The sequence below is a fragment of the Arthrobacter sp. UYP6 genome (genome assembly GCF_040547315.1).
Lineage (GTDB): Bacteria > Actinomycetota > Actinomycetes > Actinomycetales > Micrococcaceae > Arthrobacter_B.
Genome location: NZ_JBEPPM010000028.1, coordinates 17098 through 29977, shown reverse-complemented (window position 1 = coordinate 29977; position 12880 = coordinate 17098). Strand labels below are relative to the sequence as shown.

At 66.8% G+C, this 12880-nt stretch carries 11 protein-coding genes; 3 read left to right on the top strand and 8 right to left on the bottom strand.

Annotated features, from left to right (window positions below; translation table 11 throughout):
- Nucleotides 1–339: 339 nt before the first annotated feature.
- From ABIB35_RS17975 to ABIB35_RS17955, 5 genes are all read right to left on the bottom strand, one after another.
- On the bottom strand, nt 340–2712 hold the full coding sequence (locus tag ABIB35_RS17975) for a heavy metal translocating P-type ATPase (RefSeq protein WP_354183104.1): 2373 nt from the start codon (nt 2710–2712) through the stop codon (nt 340–342).
- A 96-nt stretch (nt 2713–2808) separates the two neighbouring features.
- Entirely contained in the window at nt 2809–3030 is a 222-nt protein-coding gene (locus tag ABIB35_RS17970) for a heavy-metal-associated domain-containing protein (RefSeq protein WP_354183103.1), read from the bottom strand.
- Between the two features lie 70 nt (nt 3031–3100).
- The gene (locus ABIB35_RS17965; protein WP_354183102.1) at nt 3101–3481 is read right to left on the bottom strand and encodes a metal-sensitive transcriptional regulator; all 381 of its coding nucleotides are present in this window, start codon (nt 3479–3481) and stop codon (nt 3101–3103) included.
- Between the two features lie 88 nt (nt 3482–3569).
- Nucleotides 3570–4340, bottom strand: coding sequence for a DMT family transporter (locus tag ABIB35_RS17960; protein ID WP_354183101.1), 771 nt, complete (start codon nt 4338–4340; stop codon nt 3570–3572).
- 95 nt (nt 4341–4435) lie between these two features.
- On the bottom strand, nt 4436–4825 hold the full coding sequence (locus tag ABIB35_RS17955) for a VOC family protein (RefSeq protein ID WP_354183100.1): 390 nt from the start codon (nt 4823–4825) through the stop codon (nt 4436–4438).
- Between the two features lie 35 nt (nt 4826–4860).
- Between ABIB35_RS17955 and ABIB35_RS17950 the strand changes: the two genes are divergently transcribed.
- Genes ABIB35_RS17950 through ABIB35_RS17940 form a run of 3 tightly spaced genes read left to right on the top strand, consistent with a single transcriptional unit; the run spans nt 4861 to nt 7227 of the window.
- Entirely contained in the window at nt 4861–5937 is a 1077-nt protein-coding gene (locus tag ABIB35_RS17950) for a hypothetical protein (protein WP_354183099.1), read from the top strand.
- Nucleotides 5938–5987: 50 nt separating this feature from the next.
- The gene (locus tag ABIB35_RS17945) at nt 5988–6470 is read left to right on the top strand and encodes an SRPBCC domain-containing protein (protein ID WP_354183098.1); all 483 of its coding nucleotides are present in this window, start codon (nt 5988–5990) and stop codon (nt 6468–6470) included.
- Nucleotides 6471–6522: 52 nt separating this feature from the next.
- Nucleotides 6523–7227, top strand: coding sequence for a metal-dependent transcriptional regulator (locus tag ABIB35_RS17940; protein ID WP_354183097.1), 705 nt, complete (start codon nt 6523–6525; stop codon nt 7225–7227).
- 53 nt (nt 7228–7280) lie between these two features.
- Here ABIB35_RS17940 and ABIB35_RS17935 read toward each other — a convergent pair whose 3' ends face one another.
- From ABIB35_RS17935 to cydB, 3 genes are read right to left on the bottom strand one after another with little or no spacing between them, the layout of a single operon-like run.
- Entirely contained in the window at nt 7281–8276 is a 996-nt protein-coding gene (locus tag ABIB35_RS17935) for a GNAT family N-acetyltransferase (protein WP_354183096.1), read from the bottom strand.
- A 34-nt stretch (nt 8277–8310) separates the two neighbouring features.
- Entirely contained in the window at nt 8311–11853 is a 3543-nt protein-coding gene (gene cydD / locus ABIB35_RS17930; RefSeq protein WP_354183095.1) for a thiol reductant ABC exporter subunit CydD, read from the bottom strand.
- Nucleotides 11850–12869, bottom strand: coding sequence for a cytochrome d ubiquinol oxidase subunit II (cydB, locus tag ABIB35_RS17925; RefSeq protein ID WP_354183094.1), 1020 nt, complete (start codon nt 12867–12869; stop codon nt 11850–11852). The genes cydD and cydB overlap by 4 nt, the downstream gene beginning before the upstream one ends.
- Nucleotides 12870–12880 lie beyond the last annotated feature (11 nt).

Genomic DNA, 12880 nt, shown 5'->3' with positions numbered 1-12880 from the left:
ATACTGGTCCTTGAAGTCCTGGGTAAAGGGGTAGCCGCTGGGCATCGCATCGCTCCTGTAGTTTCAGAGCGTTGCACTGACCATATGACTCTGCCCGTGAAGAAGTCACCACACCTGCACACTGGAGTTTCCGCGAAGCCAGTCTTCCCGCCAGAGCTGCACGCTCAGTGCCATAGCCACCGCTGCCCAGGGGATCAGCGCGGACATGGGACGCGAAAGGCCGAACGGTCTGCGGACCGCCCGGCCTTCCGGTGCTCTCCCTTTCCCCTTCCCTTTCCCCTTCCCTTTCCCCTTCGCCGAGATGGCAGAAGCGGTCCTTCTGAGGCCTCAGAAGAGCACTTACTGCCCTTTCGCGGGGAGGGCAGGGTGCTGCTTGCCGAAATTCCGCAGCCGCAGCGAGTTGCCCACCACCAGCACGGAGCTGGCGGCCATGGCGGCGCCGGCAATCATCGGGTTCAACAGGCCCAGGGCCGCCACCGGAATGCCCACAGCGTTGTAGAAGAAGGCCCAGAAAAGGTTTGTCTTGATGGTGGCCAGCGTGCGCCGGGACAGTTCGATGGCCGTGGCCACCTGCCCCAGGTCGTTGCCCATCACGGTCAGGTCCGCCGCTTCGATGGCAACGTCGGTGCCGGAGCCCATCGCGATACCCAGATCCGCCTGTGCCAGCGCCGGGGCGTCATTCACACCGTCGCCGGCCATGGCCACGGTGGCTCCTTCGGCCTGGAACGCCTTGATGGCCTCCACCTTGCCCTCGGGGCGGACATCGGCCAGCACATCCTCAGGAGCAATACCGACGGCGTCAGCCACCCGGGCAGCCACCACGGCGTTGTCGCCGGTGAGCAGCACGGGCCGCAGCCCCAGGGCACGCAGCCTTGCGATGGCGGCCACGGATCCGGGCTTGAGGTTGTCCTGCAGGCTAATGATCCCGGCGGCCCGGCCGTCAACGGCCACCAGGACTGCCGTGGAGCCGGCTTCCTGCTCGGACCGCAGCATGGTCCAGGCGTCCTCGGGCAGGTGAACGCCGTTTTCCTCCAGCCAGCCGGGCCGGCCGGCAACGACGGAGCGGCCGTCAACGGTTCCGCGGACACCGCCGCCGGGCGCGGAGTCGAACCCGGTCACCGGAGCGAGTGCGCCATCGGGCCGTGCTCCCCCGGCGGCGTCTTGGGCGGCAGCGGCGATGGCGACGGCAATGGGATGCTCCCCCGCCGCTTCCACCGAGCCAGCCAGACGCAGCAGCTCGGTTTCCGCCGCGGAACGGTTCGCGCCCGGAGTTACGGCGGCTGCCGTTTCGAATGCCAGGGTCCGCACCACAGAGAGCCGGCCGTCGGTGACCGTGCCGGTTTTATCCAGCACAATGGTGTCCACGGTGCGGGTGTCTTCGAGCACCTGCGGCCCCTTGATCAGGATGCCCAGCTGAGCGCCGCGCCCGGTTCCGGTGAGCAGGCCAACGGGGGTGGCCAGGCCCAGGGCACACGGGCAGGCGATCACCAGGACGGCGACGGCGGCGGTGAAGGCTGCCTGCAGGTCACCGGAAAAGACCAGCCACAGCACGAAGGTGAGTACGGCGATACCCAGGACGATGGGTACGAAGACGGCACTGATCCGATCCGCCAGCCGGGCGATCGGCGCCTTGCCCGACTGAGCGTCGCTCACGAGGCGTCCCATTTGGGCCAGCGTGGTCTCGCTGCCCACACGGGTGGCGGTGACCAGCAGCCGGCCGGAGGTGTTGATCGTGGCGCCGGTGACAGCGTCGCCAGGGCCCACCTCCACCGGAACCGATTCGCCGGTGATCAGCGAGGCGTCCACGGCTGAGTGTCCGTCAGTGACGACGCCGTCGGTGGCGATCTTTTCGCCGGGACGGACCACAATGATGTCACCGGCAACCAGATCCTGAGCCGGAACCCGGACCTCGGCACCGTTGCGCAGCACGGAGGCCTCCTTGGCGCCCAGGCTGAGCAGGGCCTTCAGCGCGTCACCGGCGCGGGCCTTGGCGTTGGCCTCCAGGTAGCGGCCCAGCAGCAGGAAGGTCACCACCACTGCGGCCACTTCAAAGTAGAGGTTGGCGTGTCCGCCGCCCATGTCCGCCATGCCGTCCATACCGGCGTGGGCCGTCAGGGCCGGATCGGCCAGCAGCGTTCCCAGTGAGAACAGGTAGGACGCGATCACCCCCAGGGACACCAGGGTGTCCATGGTTGAGGCAAAGTGCCGGGCGTTGATGGCTGCGGCCCGGTGGAAGGGCCAGGCGGACCAGGTCACCACCGGCAGGGTCAGCAGTGCGGTGAACCAGCCCCAGTTGCTGAACTGCAGGGCCGGAATCATGGACACGAGGAACACCGGAAAGGTGAGGACGGCGGCCAGGATCAGCCGCGGCCTAAGGGCGGCGGCCGTTCCGCCGTGGGCCATATGGTCTTCGGCGGAATGCTCCTGGCCGGCGTGCTCCTTTTCTGAGCGTCCGTGTCCGGTGTGTTCGGGAACCACCAAACGGGCCTTGTAACCGGCCGAATCCACGGCCTGCAGGATCTGCTCATCGCTCACGCCGTCCGGGACGTGCACCCGCGCAGACTCCAGCGGAAGGTTGACCGTGGCTTCGACGCCCTCGATCTTTCCGAGTTTTCGCTCCACCCGGCCCACGCAGGAAGCGCAGGTCATCCCCTCAACCTTGAGGTCAATGATCCGCGGCTGCGGCTGGTGGAGCAGTTTGTCGGTACTCATGGGGTTGCTGTCCTTCCGGGAAATGCTGGGTGGGCGTGGCCCGCCGGGGTGCGGGGATCTGCCGGGGCTAAGGGCCGTCAGGCGGAACCGTCTGCGCTAGGCGGAGGTTTCCACCACGAGGTAGCCCGCCTCTGCCACGGCCTCGCTGAGTTCAACGGGTGAGAGTGTGCGGCTGGCGGTGACGACGGCGGTCGAGACTCCGCCCGCGTTCAGGTCGACGCTGACGTTCTCCACGCCGTCGAGCGCTTCTAGTTCTTCGGTGACTGATGCGACGCAGTGTCCGCAGGTCATGCCGGAGATGTTCAGTGTGGTTTCCATAGGGACGTTTCTCTTTCAGTAAACGTTGATGACTGTGGGCGGCCGGCGGATCAGCGAAACGCAACGCACTTCAGCGCAGCAGACGGCCGATGGCGTCGGTAGCTTCCTGAACCTTGGCCTGCACCAGTTTCGGATTGCCGGTGGCGTCGGCCTCGCGGGCAGCATCCACCACGCAGTGGGATATGTGGTCCTGGACCAGTCCCAGGCTTACGGCGTGCAGGGCCTTGTTGATGGCTGCGACCTGGGTCAGGATGTCGATGCAGTACTTGTCTTCCTCGACCATGCGGGCAATCCCGCGGACCTGGCCCTCGATACGCCGGAGCCGCTTGAGATAGGCGTCCTTGTCCGTGGCGTATCCGTGGGGCCCGGAATGATCCTGCTCAGGGCTCTTCGGTTCCGTACCGGCCTCTTCCGTGAGGCCTGCGGGCGCCTGTTCCTGGAATGTGCTCATGTCTGCTCCTCTATCTTCGATCTGACATGAACATATACCCCCTTGGGGTATCCCGTCAAGTACCCCTAGGGGGTATGGGGGGAACTAATTACCAGAGGGCGCCGCTGGTGTTGATTTCGCTCGGGCAGTTGCCCGGCGTGCACGGCGAGGCTTCACTGCTTTCGGCGCCACAGCGGTGGCGCCGTTCTGCCGAACGTCCCCAGAATGTCCCCGCCAAAATGAGGGCAACGCCGCAGTATCCGGCAGCATTCAGACTGTCATGCCCGATGGTTACTCCCAGCAGGGCTACCCAAATGGGCTCGGTGCCGAGCAGCAGGCTGACCCGCGACGGCGATGTCCGTCTGACCGCCCAAATTTGCACGAAGAACGCAAACACGGTGCAGATGAGCACGAGGTAGAGCAGCATCGCAACCTGCCCGGGGCCGATTCGGGAAAGATACTCCGGAACGGAGTCCCCCCGGACGAAGGATCCCGCGGTAAAGAGCAACGCACAGGTTCCCAGCTGCACGGTCGTCAGGTGCAGCGAGTCCGCTTGTTTGCCTCCGGTAATTTTGTGCATGAAAACCACGTGGGCGGCACGCACGACGGCGGCACCCAGCACGAGCAGGTCACCGGCGGTTGGAGGATCAAAGGTGCCGTTGCCGGCAAGCACAAAGGTCCCGGCGACTGCCACCGCCGCTGCCGCCAGGAACGTCACCGGTAACGGATGCCCCGAAACCAGGGATTCAAGGATCGGCGTGAACACGATCGTCAAGCTGATGATGAGTCCCGCGTTCGTTGCCGAGGTATGGGCCACATCGACTGCCTCGCCCGACCCGAAACCCTCGAACGCGCCAATGTGAAGACGGTCCTGAGCCATCTGCAGTCGATCACGGCCCACCTCTCAGTTCGCTGACCCATCCTCGCCGCAGCGGCACCCGCGCAACGTTTCGGTTAGGCGCGCATCTGAAATCCCTACCGCTGCCCGCGCTCGGCATCACTGCGCAGAATGCAGAATTCGTTGCCCTCCGGGTCAGCGAGCACCACCCATCCGGTCCCGTCCGCCACACGCCGGTCCGCAACTTGCCTGGCACCCAACCCCAGCAACCGTTGCAGTTCCCGGTCACGGGTGCCCTCCGCAGGCTTCAGGTCCAGATGGACGCGGTTCTTGATCTGTTTGGCGTTTGGAACCTGGAGGAACAGCAACCGTTGGGCGCCGTCGTCGGAGGCGATCATGCACTCCTCGTCGCCGGGATTATTCGGGTCCTGCGGATCGTCGCGGAACCCGAGCACTTCGCTCCAGAACACTGACTGGGCGAACGCGTCGAGACTGTCAAAGGAAGTATGTGAGATCAGGGCTGTCATGGAGGCCAGCGTAGCGTCCGTGCAAGGATGAGCCGATGAACGCCGAGACTGAACTGCTCCTCGCCGGTCCCCGGGGCCGCCGGCTGTGCCTTGAGCTCGCGATGGAACTGAACCGGGACGTTGGAAGTGCCGTGTTTAATCTGGGCTATGACCTTGATCCGGGCAAGGGAACGTCCCGGGTGATGTTCGCCCTGATGACCTCCGAAGAAACCAACGACGACGACGATACGCACCTGCCTGCCGCTGCCTCCCCCGAGGACCTGGCCCCCGCCCTGCTGTGCCTTGATCCGTCGGGCCTGAACGACGACCTGATCCGGCCCGCCCTTGAGCGGGCAGTATCCACGGCCATGTACTGGCAGCCGCCGGACGGCGAGGACGTGCTGGCCGCGCTGCCGATCATCCGGGAAGCACTCGTTCCGCTGGCCACAAGGGTGATGGCCACCCCTTCGATGCAGCGCAGCGCGCAGCCCCGCCAAACCGAGCAGTGGGCCATCGACTGGCGGGGACCGGATGACCCGGCGCCGCTGGACCAGAATCCGCAGCAGAGACTGGCCCAGTGGGGCCGGAACATCCGCGCCGATGAAATCCGGTGGAAGGAAAGTGCGCGCGGACTGGACTCGAACTGGTCCGGGGACTGGTGGTCAATCCCCCTCGGACTAGTCGGCACCGTGGGCCGGATCCCCGGTGGCCTGAACCTCATCGAGGATTCCCTGGGATGGGAAGACGCCACCGCCATCCCGGTCCGCGGCGCCGGCAGGACGTATGAAATCCACACTGCGGACGACTGGACAGCCCTGTGCCGCAAGTTCCCGCTTGAGGTGACCGCGTCCCGCCGCAACGACTGGTTCCACGTCACGGGACGGGACGGCCGCTGGCTGATCCCGGACTGGGAGCGCGTGGCCGGAGAATGGGACGCCGTCCACCTGAGCACCCTGGGATATCTCAGCAGTGCAGGGCGCGCGCTTCACCTCGATGAGGAGTGGGCTTCCGTGATCGCCGGCTGGGATCCGGACCGGACCATCTGGCTGACCGACGTCGTCCGCGAAATCGAGCGCCCAAGGCAGCACTGGCACCGCGCCCAGCAGGGAGATGCCTGGACGCAGGTCAGTTGAGGCCCGCCCGGGTCCTGGTGTGCTCGAGACGGGTCCGGTAGGCTCCTGCCATGCCCCTGACCACCGCGTTGATTGAGCCCGGGCCGGAGCGGCTCTCCCTGCAGTGGTCCCTGCCTGCCACCCCGGCCCATGCGTGGTGGGGTCTGACGGATCCGGAAGCCTTGCCGCAGTGGATGGGGACCATCACCTCCGGCAAGTTCGCTCTCGGCAACGAAGTGACAGTGCAGCACGCCGAAAACTATTCCTGCATCAGTAACGTCTTGGATTACGTACCGGAAGCACTGCTGTCCATGACCTGGAAGTTTGTGGATGAGCCGCTCTCGCGTCTGCGGATAGAACTCACCCCGGACCGAAACAGCACCCGCCTGGCGTTGACGCACGAGGGACTCGGAGAGGAGACGGCACACTATCTGCCCGGTTGGCAGACGCATCTGCTCTATCTCGAGGATCTGCTCCGGGGCTGCCCGCGGCCAATGACCGACTTCTGGTCAACGTACGAAGGGCTTCAGAACGCAGACACGGTTCAGGCCTAGGCGGAGCTCCCGGGTGCCGCGCCCGCCTAAACACACCACGTAAGGTGGAGGGGTGGGTACCAATTCGCTTTCAGCCGCATCCGAGGACTATCTCAAGGTCATTTGGACCGCCCAGGAATGGGCCGACGCTCCCGTCACGGTCTCGGCCCTGTCCGCGCACGTGGGGAACTCGCCGTCGTCGGTCTCCGAAGCCGTGAAGAAGCTCACGGCCCAGGGATTGCTGACCCACGCGCGTTATGGTTCCATCGCCCTCACGGAGGAAGGAACCCGCGAGGCGGTGGCCATGGTGCGCCGGCACCGGCTGATCGAGACGTTCCTGGTGGAGTATCTGGAGTACGGCTGGGACGAGGTCCACGACGAAGCCGAGCATCTGGAACACGCGGTCTCCGACAAGATGGTGAACGCCCTGGACCGGCGCCTGGGCTATCCGGTCCGCGATCCGCACGGAGATCCCATCCCCACGCGCGACGGCAGCTTTCCGCCGCTGGCCGCCGTGCGGCTCAGCAGCTGCGAGCCGGGCAGCGTGGTGTGCATCGCCCGGGTTTCCGACAACGACCCGGAACTGTTGCGCTATCTGGCCGGGCTGGGACTGCATCTGGACGTGCAGGTGCACGTCCGCTCGCGCCAGGCGTACGCCGGAACCCTCACGCTTACAGCGCACGGGGAACAGCTGGAGCTGGGCCTTCCGGCCGCGCAGTCCATCTGGGTCCTACCGGCGTCCTCCGCAGCACCGGACCAGTTGACACCCGGCGAGTAGATGAACGACGCCGAGGTGCAGCTGTGCTGGCTGCCCGTCGGCATGACAGCGCCCTAAGGAAGCAGCGGCAGGTCAAAGACCACTTCGCGGTAGGTCGGGACGTAGCCCAGCCGTTCGTAAAGCCCCAGGGCGCCGGACGGGTTCTCGGTGTCCACGCCCAACCCGGCGCGTTCCATGCCAGCGGCCTTGTACCGGCGCATGGCTTCGCCCAGCATCGCCGGAGCCAGGCCCATCCCACGGTAGTTCCGCCGCACGCCCAACAGCTCGGTGTAGCCCTCGCTATAGCCGTTGAGCTTCTGGGCCTCCGGATCAAAGGAGGCAATGTTGTAGCCGGCGATTTCCCCTGCGGCAGTGTCCATCACCACAAAGGTCCAGTCGGCACGGAAGTGCGGATGCTCCACGTTGTGCTGCCAGCGTTCGGGGTCGCGCTCCTCGCTGCCCCAGTGGTCGCGGAAGACTTCGTTGTGGGCAAGCCGCAGGGCCTCGGAAATGTCCTCGTTGAAGGTCACAAATTCGAGGCCGTCCGGGAGCTTCGTATCCGGAATATTGGCATCAAGCGGACGGCTCATTTCGGTGAAGTAGCGCACCACTGATGCGTTGGCGGCGTGGAACAGGGCCACATGCGAAGCATTGTCCTCTTCCGCCATGAACCGCAGCAGGCCCTTTTGGTGGCCGGTTTCCAGCAGTCGCTCCCGGGCACGCTGCTGTTGCCAGCGCAGCAGGGCGGTGCCGATGCCACGGCGCCGCCAGGCGGGGTCCACTCCCCCGGCACCGTGGATTTTGTCCGAGCCCTCGGTGCGGACCAGGTACCCGTAGGCGCGCGGCACGCCGTCCCGGTCCAGCCCCAGCAGGGTGTCCCGGGCCGGGTTGTCGGAGCTGGCCTCCAGCACGTGTTCCAGATCTGCCCGCTGGTCCACGTATCCGGGCTTGTCCACTGCGGCGATCCGCCGGACCAGGTCCAGCCAGGCGTCGATGTCCTCTGCGGTGATGGCCCGCCAACGCAGGCCCGTGGTGGGACCGGGTATTTGCGGTGGTGTTGAAATGCTCATTTTCCCAGCCTATGACACCGGTGCCGGGCGCATCCTACCCATGTGATCCGGCACATACCGGACGGCCCAAATAAATGCTGCGGTCACACCAGGCGGCATCCGCCGGGTTATGCGTGACCACCACCACGGATTTTCCACGCAGGCCAACGGACAAGTCGGCCATCAGCTGCTCCCCGGCCTCCACATCAAGGTGGGCGGTGGGTTCATCCAGGAGGACGACGTCGGCTTCGGTCAGGAGGGCGCGCGCTACGGCGAGCCGCTGGCGCTGTCCGCCGGAGAGAAAATGTCCGCCGCCGCCTACGCGGGTATCCAGTCCCTCCGGCAGCCCGGCGAGGAACGGGCCCAGGCCCACGGCGTCCAGGGCGGCTACCATCTCCGCTTCGGTGGGCGCCTGCCGGCGGTCCCGCGCCAGCAGCAGGTTGCCGCGGAGCGTGGAATCGAACAGGTGTGCTTCCTGCGGGCACCAGGCCATCCGCCGGGCAGCCGGGGGCAGTCCGGCGGCAGCCTTTCCGTTGATCCGGAAGGAGCCTTCCTGCGGGGTCAGGAAGCCCAGCAGGACGCCGAGCAGCGTGGACTTTCCGCTGCCGGAGGGGCCGGTGACAGCCAGCCAGCTGTCCCGGTGCAGGTCCAGATCCAGGTCCTCGAACACCGGAGTGTCGGAGCCGGGGTAGGTGTAGCTGATGCCGCGCAGTTCCACGGTCTCCACAGGGACCAGTGTCCGTTCGGAGGGATCCTCCTCCAATTGCTCCACGGTGTCGGTCCCCAGATCCGGCAGCACCTTGTCGCCAAGGGTCCGCCACGCAAAAAACTGTTGGACGGAGCCGTTGACAGCCACGAAGGCTTCGATCAGGGCCAGCTGCATCAGCACAATCACGGCGGCCACCGTGGCCGGAATGTTCCCTGCTGCGGTCAGCATGTAGAGGGCGCCCAGGGAGCAGGCCAGCGCCGTAAGCGCGTTGGCCAGGCCCTGCGCCCACGCGCTGCGGCGCACGGCGGCCGAGGCCCGCGCGTCGAGCGCCTGCTGGCGGGCAAACACCGGAGCGGCGCTGCTGTTGGCTTCCAGATCCGACGCTGCCTCGAGCAGACGGGCCATGGCTGCCATGGACCGGGACTGCAGCCGCACCGTTGCGGCACGCGCCGCGGCATCCGCGCCCACGGCCACAAGCGGGGCAATGAGCAGGCCCGCCATGCAGACCAGGATCTGCGCACCCAGAGCCTCGGGCAGCAGCAGACCCGTGGTCACGCATGCTGCCACGGCGGTGAAGAAGCCGGTCAGCGGCGCAAAAACAACGCGCGGCGCAATATCCCGCAGCTCATCCACGTCGCCCACCAGGCGCTCCAGGGCTCCGCCGCCGCGGGCGAGCCGGCGCCAGCCAACGGGTCGCTGCAGCAGTCCGTTCCAAAGCCGGATCCGGATGGCGTTGGTGGCACGGAAAACGGCGTCGTGCAGACGCAGCCGCTCCAGATAGCGCAGCACGGAACGCCCGATGCCGAAGAACCGGACCCCCACAATCGCACCCAACAAAAGCAGGATGGGAGGCTGTTCGTAGGCCCGGACAATCAGCCAGCCGGACAGTGAGGTGAGGGCCACGGCAAAGAGCGTGGCACCGGTGCCCAGGAGCAGTGCCAGCAGGAACTGCGGGCTCCAGGGGCGCAGGACCGTCAGGTTCTTCCACAGCGGCTGGTGCACCGGGTGGAGCTCAGTTTCCGTGAGCTCTGCCTGCCAGCGCACGGGGGCCGGCGTACCGCCGGACGCAGCGCCCCCCGCTGCCGTGCGGTTCGATGCGGGGTTCGATGCCGGGTTCGATGCGGATTTCGATGCCGTGGCAGCAAGCCCCGGCGCGGCGACGGGCGGGGCCTCCACCGGTGCCGTCCCGGATGCAGCTGTGTCGTTCGAAGCCGCGGATACGGGCGCGGACGGCTGGCCGGCGTCCACCGGAATCAGGTGGTCGGCAATGGCTGCTGCTTTCTGGTCGTGGGCCACGAGCAGCACGGTGATGCTCCCGCGCAGGCTATCCAGGGCACGGATGACGGCGGCGGCGCTGGCCGCGTCCAGATGTGCGGTGGGTTCATCGGCCAGCAGCACGCGCACCTGCGGCTGGCAGGCAATGCGTGCCAGTGCCCGGGCCACGGCAACGCGGCGCTGCTCGCCCGGACTCAGGTCAGCGGTGCGGGTGTCCAGCAGGTGCAGAGAATTAATGGCGGCAAGCGCGTCTGCTGCCGCCTGCCGGGCCTCCTCCCCCGGACCTAGACCGGAGTAGAGGGCAATTTCCTCAACGGTGCTCTCTTCCACCAGCACCGGGTGCTGCGGAATCCAGGCAATGGTAGAGCGGTCGACGCCGGTGACGGTGCCTTCCAGCGTTGTGTCTCCGCCGTCGCGGCGCAGGCCGGCGAGTGTTTCCAGGACCGAGGTCTTACCGCTGCCGCTGGAGCCGGTGAGGGCCGCGATACTGCCGGCGGGCACTTCAAAGCTGAGGCCGGACACTGCGGGGCGGGGACGTCCGGCATACCGGATGGTCAGCCCTGCCACGGATAAGGGGGTACCGGCAGGTGCCCGGGATCCGGCGCGCGACCGGGCTCCGGCGGGAACCGGGGCTTCGGGCAAAACGGCGGCCGCGGGGGCGGCGGGGACAAGCGGGGTTGCAGCCGGCGCGTCCAAGACGGCGTTGGTGCGCTTGAGAGCTTCAAGGCCGTCTTCGCTGGCGTGGTGGGCCGTGCCCAGGTCACGCAGCGGCTGATAACACTCCGGGGCCAGGATGAGCGCAAGCAGCCCCAGCTCCAGGGACATGGAGCCGTTGACCAGACGCACACCGATCACCACGGCCACGAGCGCCACCGAGATGGTGGCGATCAGTTCCAGGGCCAGTGAGGACAGGAACGCAACCTTCAGGGTTTCCAGCGTGCGGACGCGGTAGTTCTCGGCCACATCGCGCAGCGCCCGGGTCTGGGCCCTGGCGCGCCCCAGGCCCACCAGGACGGGCAGGCCCTTGGCCAGTTCCAGCATGTTGTCGGAGAGCCGGTTGAGCGCATCCACTGCAGCGGCGGTCTTATCCCCGGTATGCAGGCCGATCAGGATCATGAACACCGGAACCAGCGGCACGGTCAGGACAACCACCACGGCGCTAAGCCAGTCCGCAGACAGGATCCGCAGTCCCACCAGCAGAGGCACGACGGCGCAGGTCACCAGCGCGGGCAGGTATTTGGCGTAATAGTTGTCCAGTCCATCCAGGCCCCGGGTAATCAGCACACTCAGCGCACCGGATCCCATGCCGGGAACGTTGCCGCCGTCGTCGAGCGCCCGCTTGGTCAGAGACGAACGCAGCTCCTCCTTGACCCCTGCTGCTGCCCGCTGGGAGACCGTCTCACTCCCCCACACCGCGAGGGAGCGCAGCACGGCACCGGCCGCACCGTTGGCGAGCACCCAGCTCCAGTCCGGCCCGCCGGCGGCCAGCCCGGCAACTCCGGCTGCCACACCCGTGGCGAGGAGCACCAGGCCGGCCGCCTTGACGGCAGCCAGCAGGCCGAGGAGATACAGTGCCCGCCGGCTGGCGGCGCTGACCGGAAGGACTGGCTTCACTGAGCGGTCACCGTGTGGGCTGCCGGGATGGCTTCAGCGGTGATCCGCTTGCGGAAGACCCAGTAGGTCCAGCCCTGGTAGAGGACCACCAGGGGCAGGCCGAAGAGCGAGACCCAGGAGATCACCGTCAGGGTGTAGTCGGAGGAGGACGCGTTCTCCACGGTCAGGCTCCAGGCCGGGTCCAAGGTGGAGGGCAGCACATTCGGATAGAGCGCGGCGAAGATGGTGAACACGCCAGCCACCAGGAACAGGCCCAGGTAGGTGAAGCTCCAGCCTTCGCGGCCGCGGCGTGCCATCACCCAGGACAGCACCGCGGCAACCACGGCCACCACCAGCGGGATCAGGGTCAGCGGCTTGCCGTTCTGCAGCTGCACCACAATGGCCCAGACGGCCATCGGCGCAACGCCCAGCGGCAGCCAGCGCACCACGGCGCGGCGGGCCCGCATTTCGATGTCGCCACGGGACTTCAGCGCCAGGAAGGCACAGGCGTGGACCAGACAGAAGGCAACCACAGCGAGGCCGCCCAGCACGGCGTAGCCGTTGAACCAGGCGAACGCTCCGCCCACCCGGTCGCCGTTCTCATTCAGCGGCAGGCCGGTGGTGGTTAGCGCCAGAGCGGCGCCAACGCCGAAGGCGGAGACAAAGGACCCGAGTGCCATGGCCCAGTCCCAGCCACTGCGCCAGCGGTCGGAGTTGTTCTTGCCGCGGTATTCGATGGATACCGCCCGGAAGATCAGCCCCAGCAGGACAAGCACCAGCGGGATGTACAGGGCCGAGAAGAGGGCGGCATACCAGAGCGGGAAGGTGGCAAACGTCATGGCACCGGCGGTGATCAGCCACACCTCATTGCCGTCCCAGACCGGGCCGATGGTGTTGAGCATGACCCGGCGGTCCTTTTCACTGCGGCCCATCAGCTTCATGAGCATGCCGACGCCCAGGTCGAAGCCTTCCAGGAAGAGATAGCCGGTCCAGAGGAAGGCTAGGACGATGAACCAAAGGGTAGGTAGCGAAATCACTTCTGTGCTCC

Excerpts from the sequence above, each read along its gene's own strand:
- ABIB35_RS17955 (WP_354183100.1), bottom strand. The coding sequence starts at position 4,825 with ATGACAGCCCTGATCTCACATACTTCCTTTGACAGTCTCGACGCGTTC.
- ABIB35_RS17960 (WP_354183101.1), bottom strand. The coding sequence starts at position 4,340 with ATGGCTCAGGACCGTCTTCACATTGGCGCGTTCGAGGGTTTCGGGTCG.
- ABIB35_RS17965 (WP_354183102.1), bottom strand. The coding sequence starts at position 3,481 with ATGAGCACATTCCAGGAACAGGCGCCCGCAGGCCTCACGGAAGAGGCC.
- ABIB35_RS17935 (WP_354183096.1), bottom strand. The coding sequence starts at position 8,276 with ATGAGCATTTCAACACCACCGCAAATACCCGGTCCCACCACGGGCCTG.
- ABIB35_RS17970 (WP_354183103.1), bottom strand. The coding sequence starts at position 3,030 with ATGGAAACCACACTGAACATCTCCGGCATGACCTGCGGACACTGCGTC.
- ABIB35_RS17950 (WP_354183099.1), top strand. The coding sequence starts at position 4,861 with ATGAACGCCGAGACTGAACTGCTCCTCGCCGGTCCCCGGGGCCGCCGG.
- ABIB35_RS17945 (WP_354183098.1), top strand. The coding sequence starts at position 5,988 with ATGCCCCTGACCACCGCGTTGATTGAGCCCGGGCCGGAGCGGCTCTCC.
- ABIB35_RS17975 (WP_354183104.1), bottom strand. The coding sequence starts at position 2,712 with ATGAGTACCGACAAACTGCTCCACCAGCCGCAGCCGCGGATCATTGAC.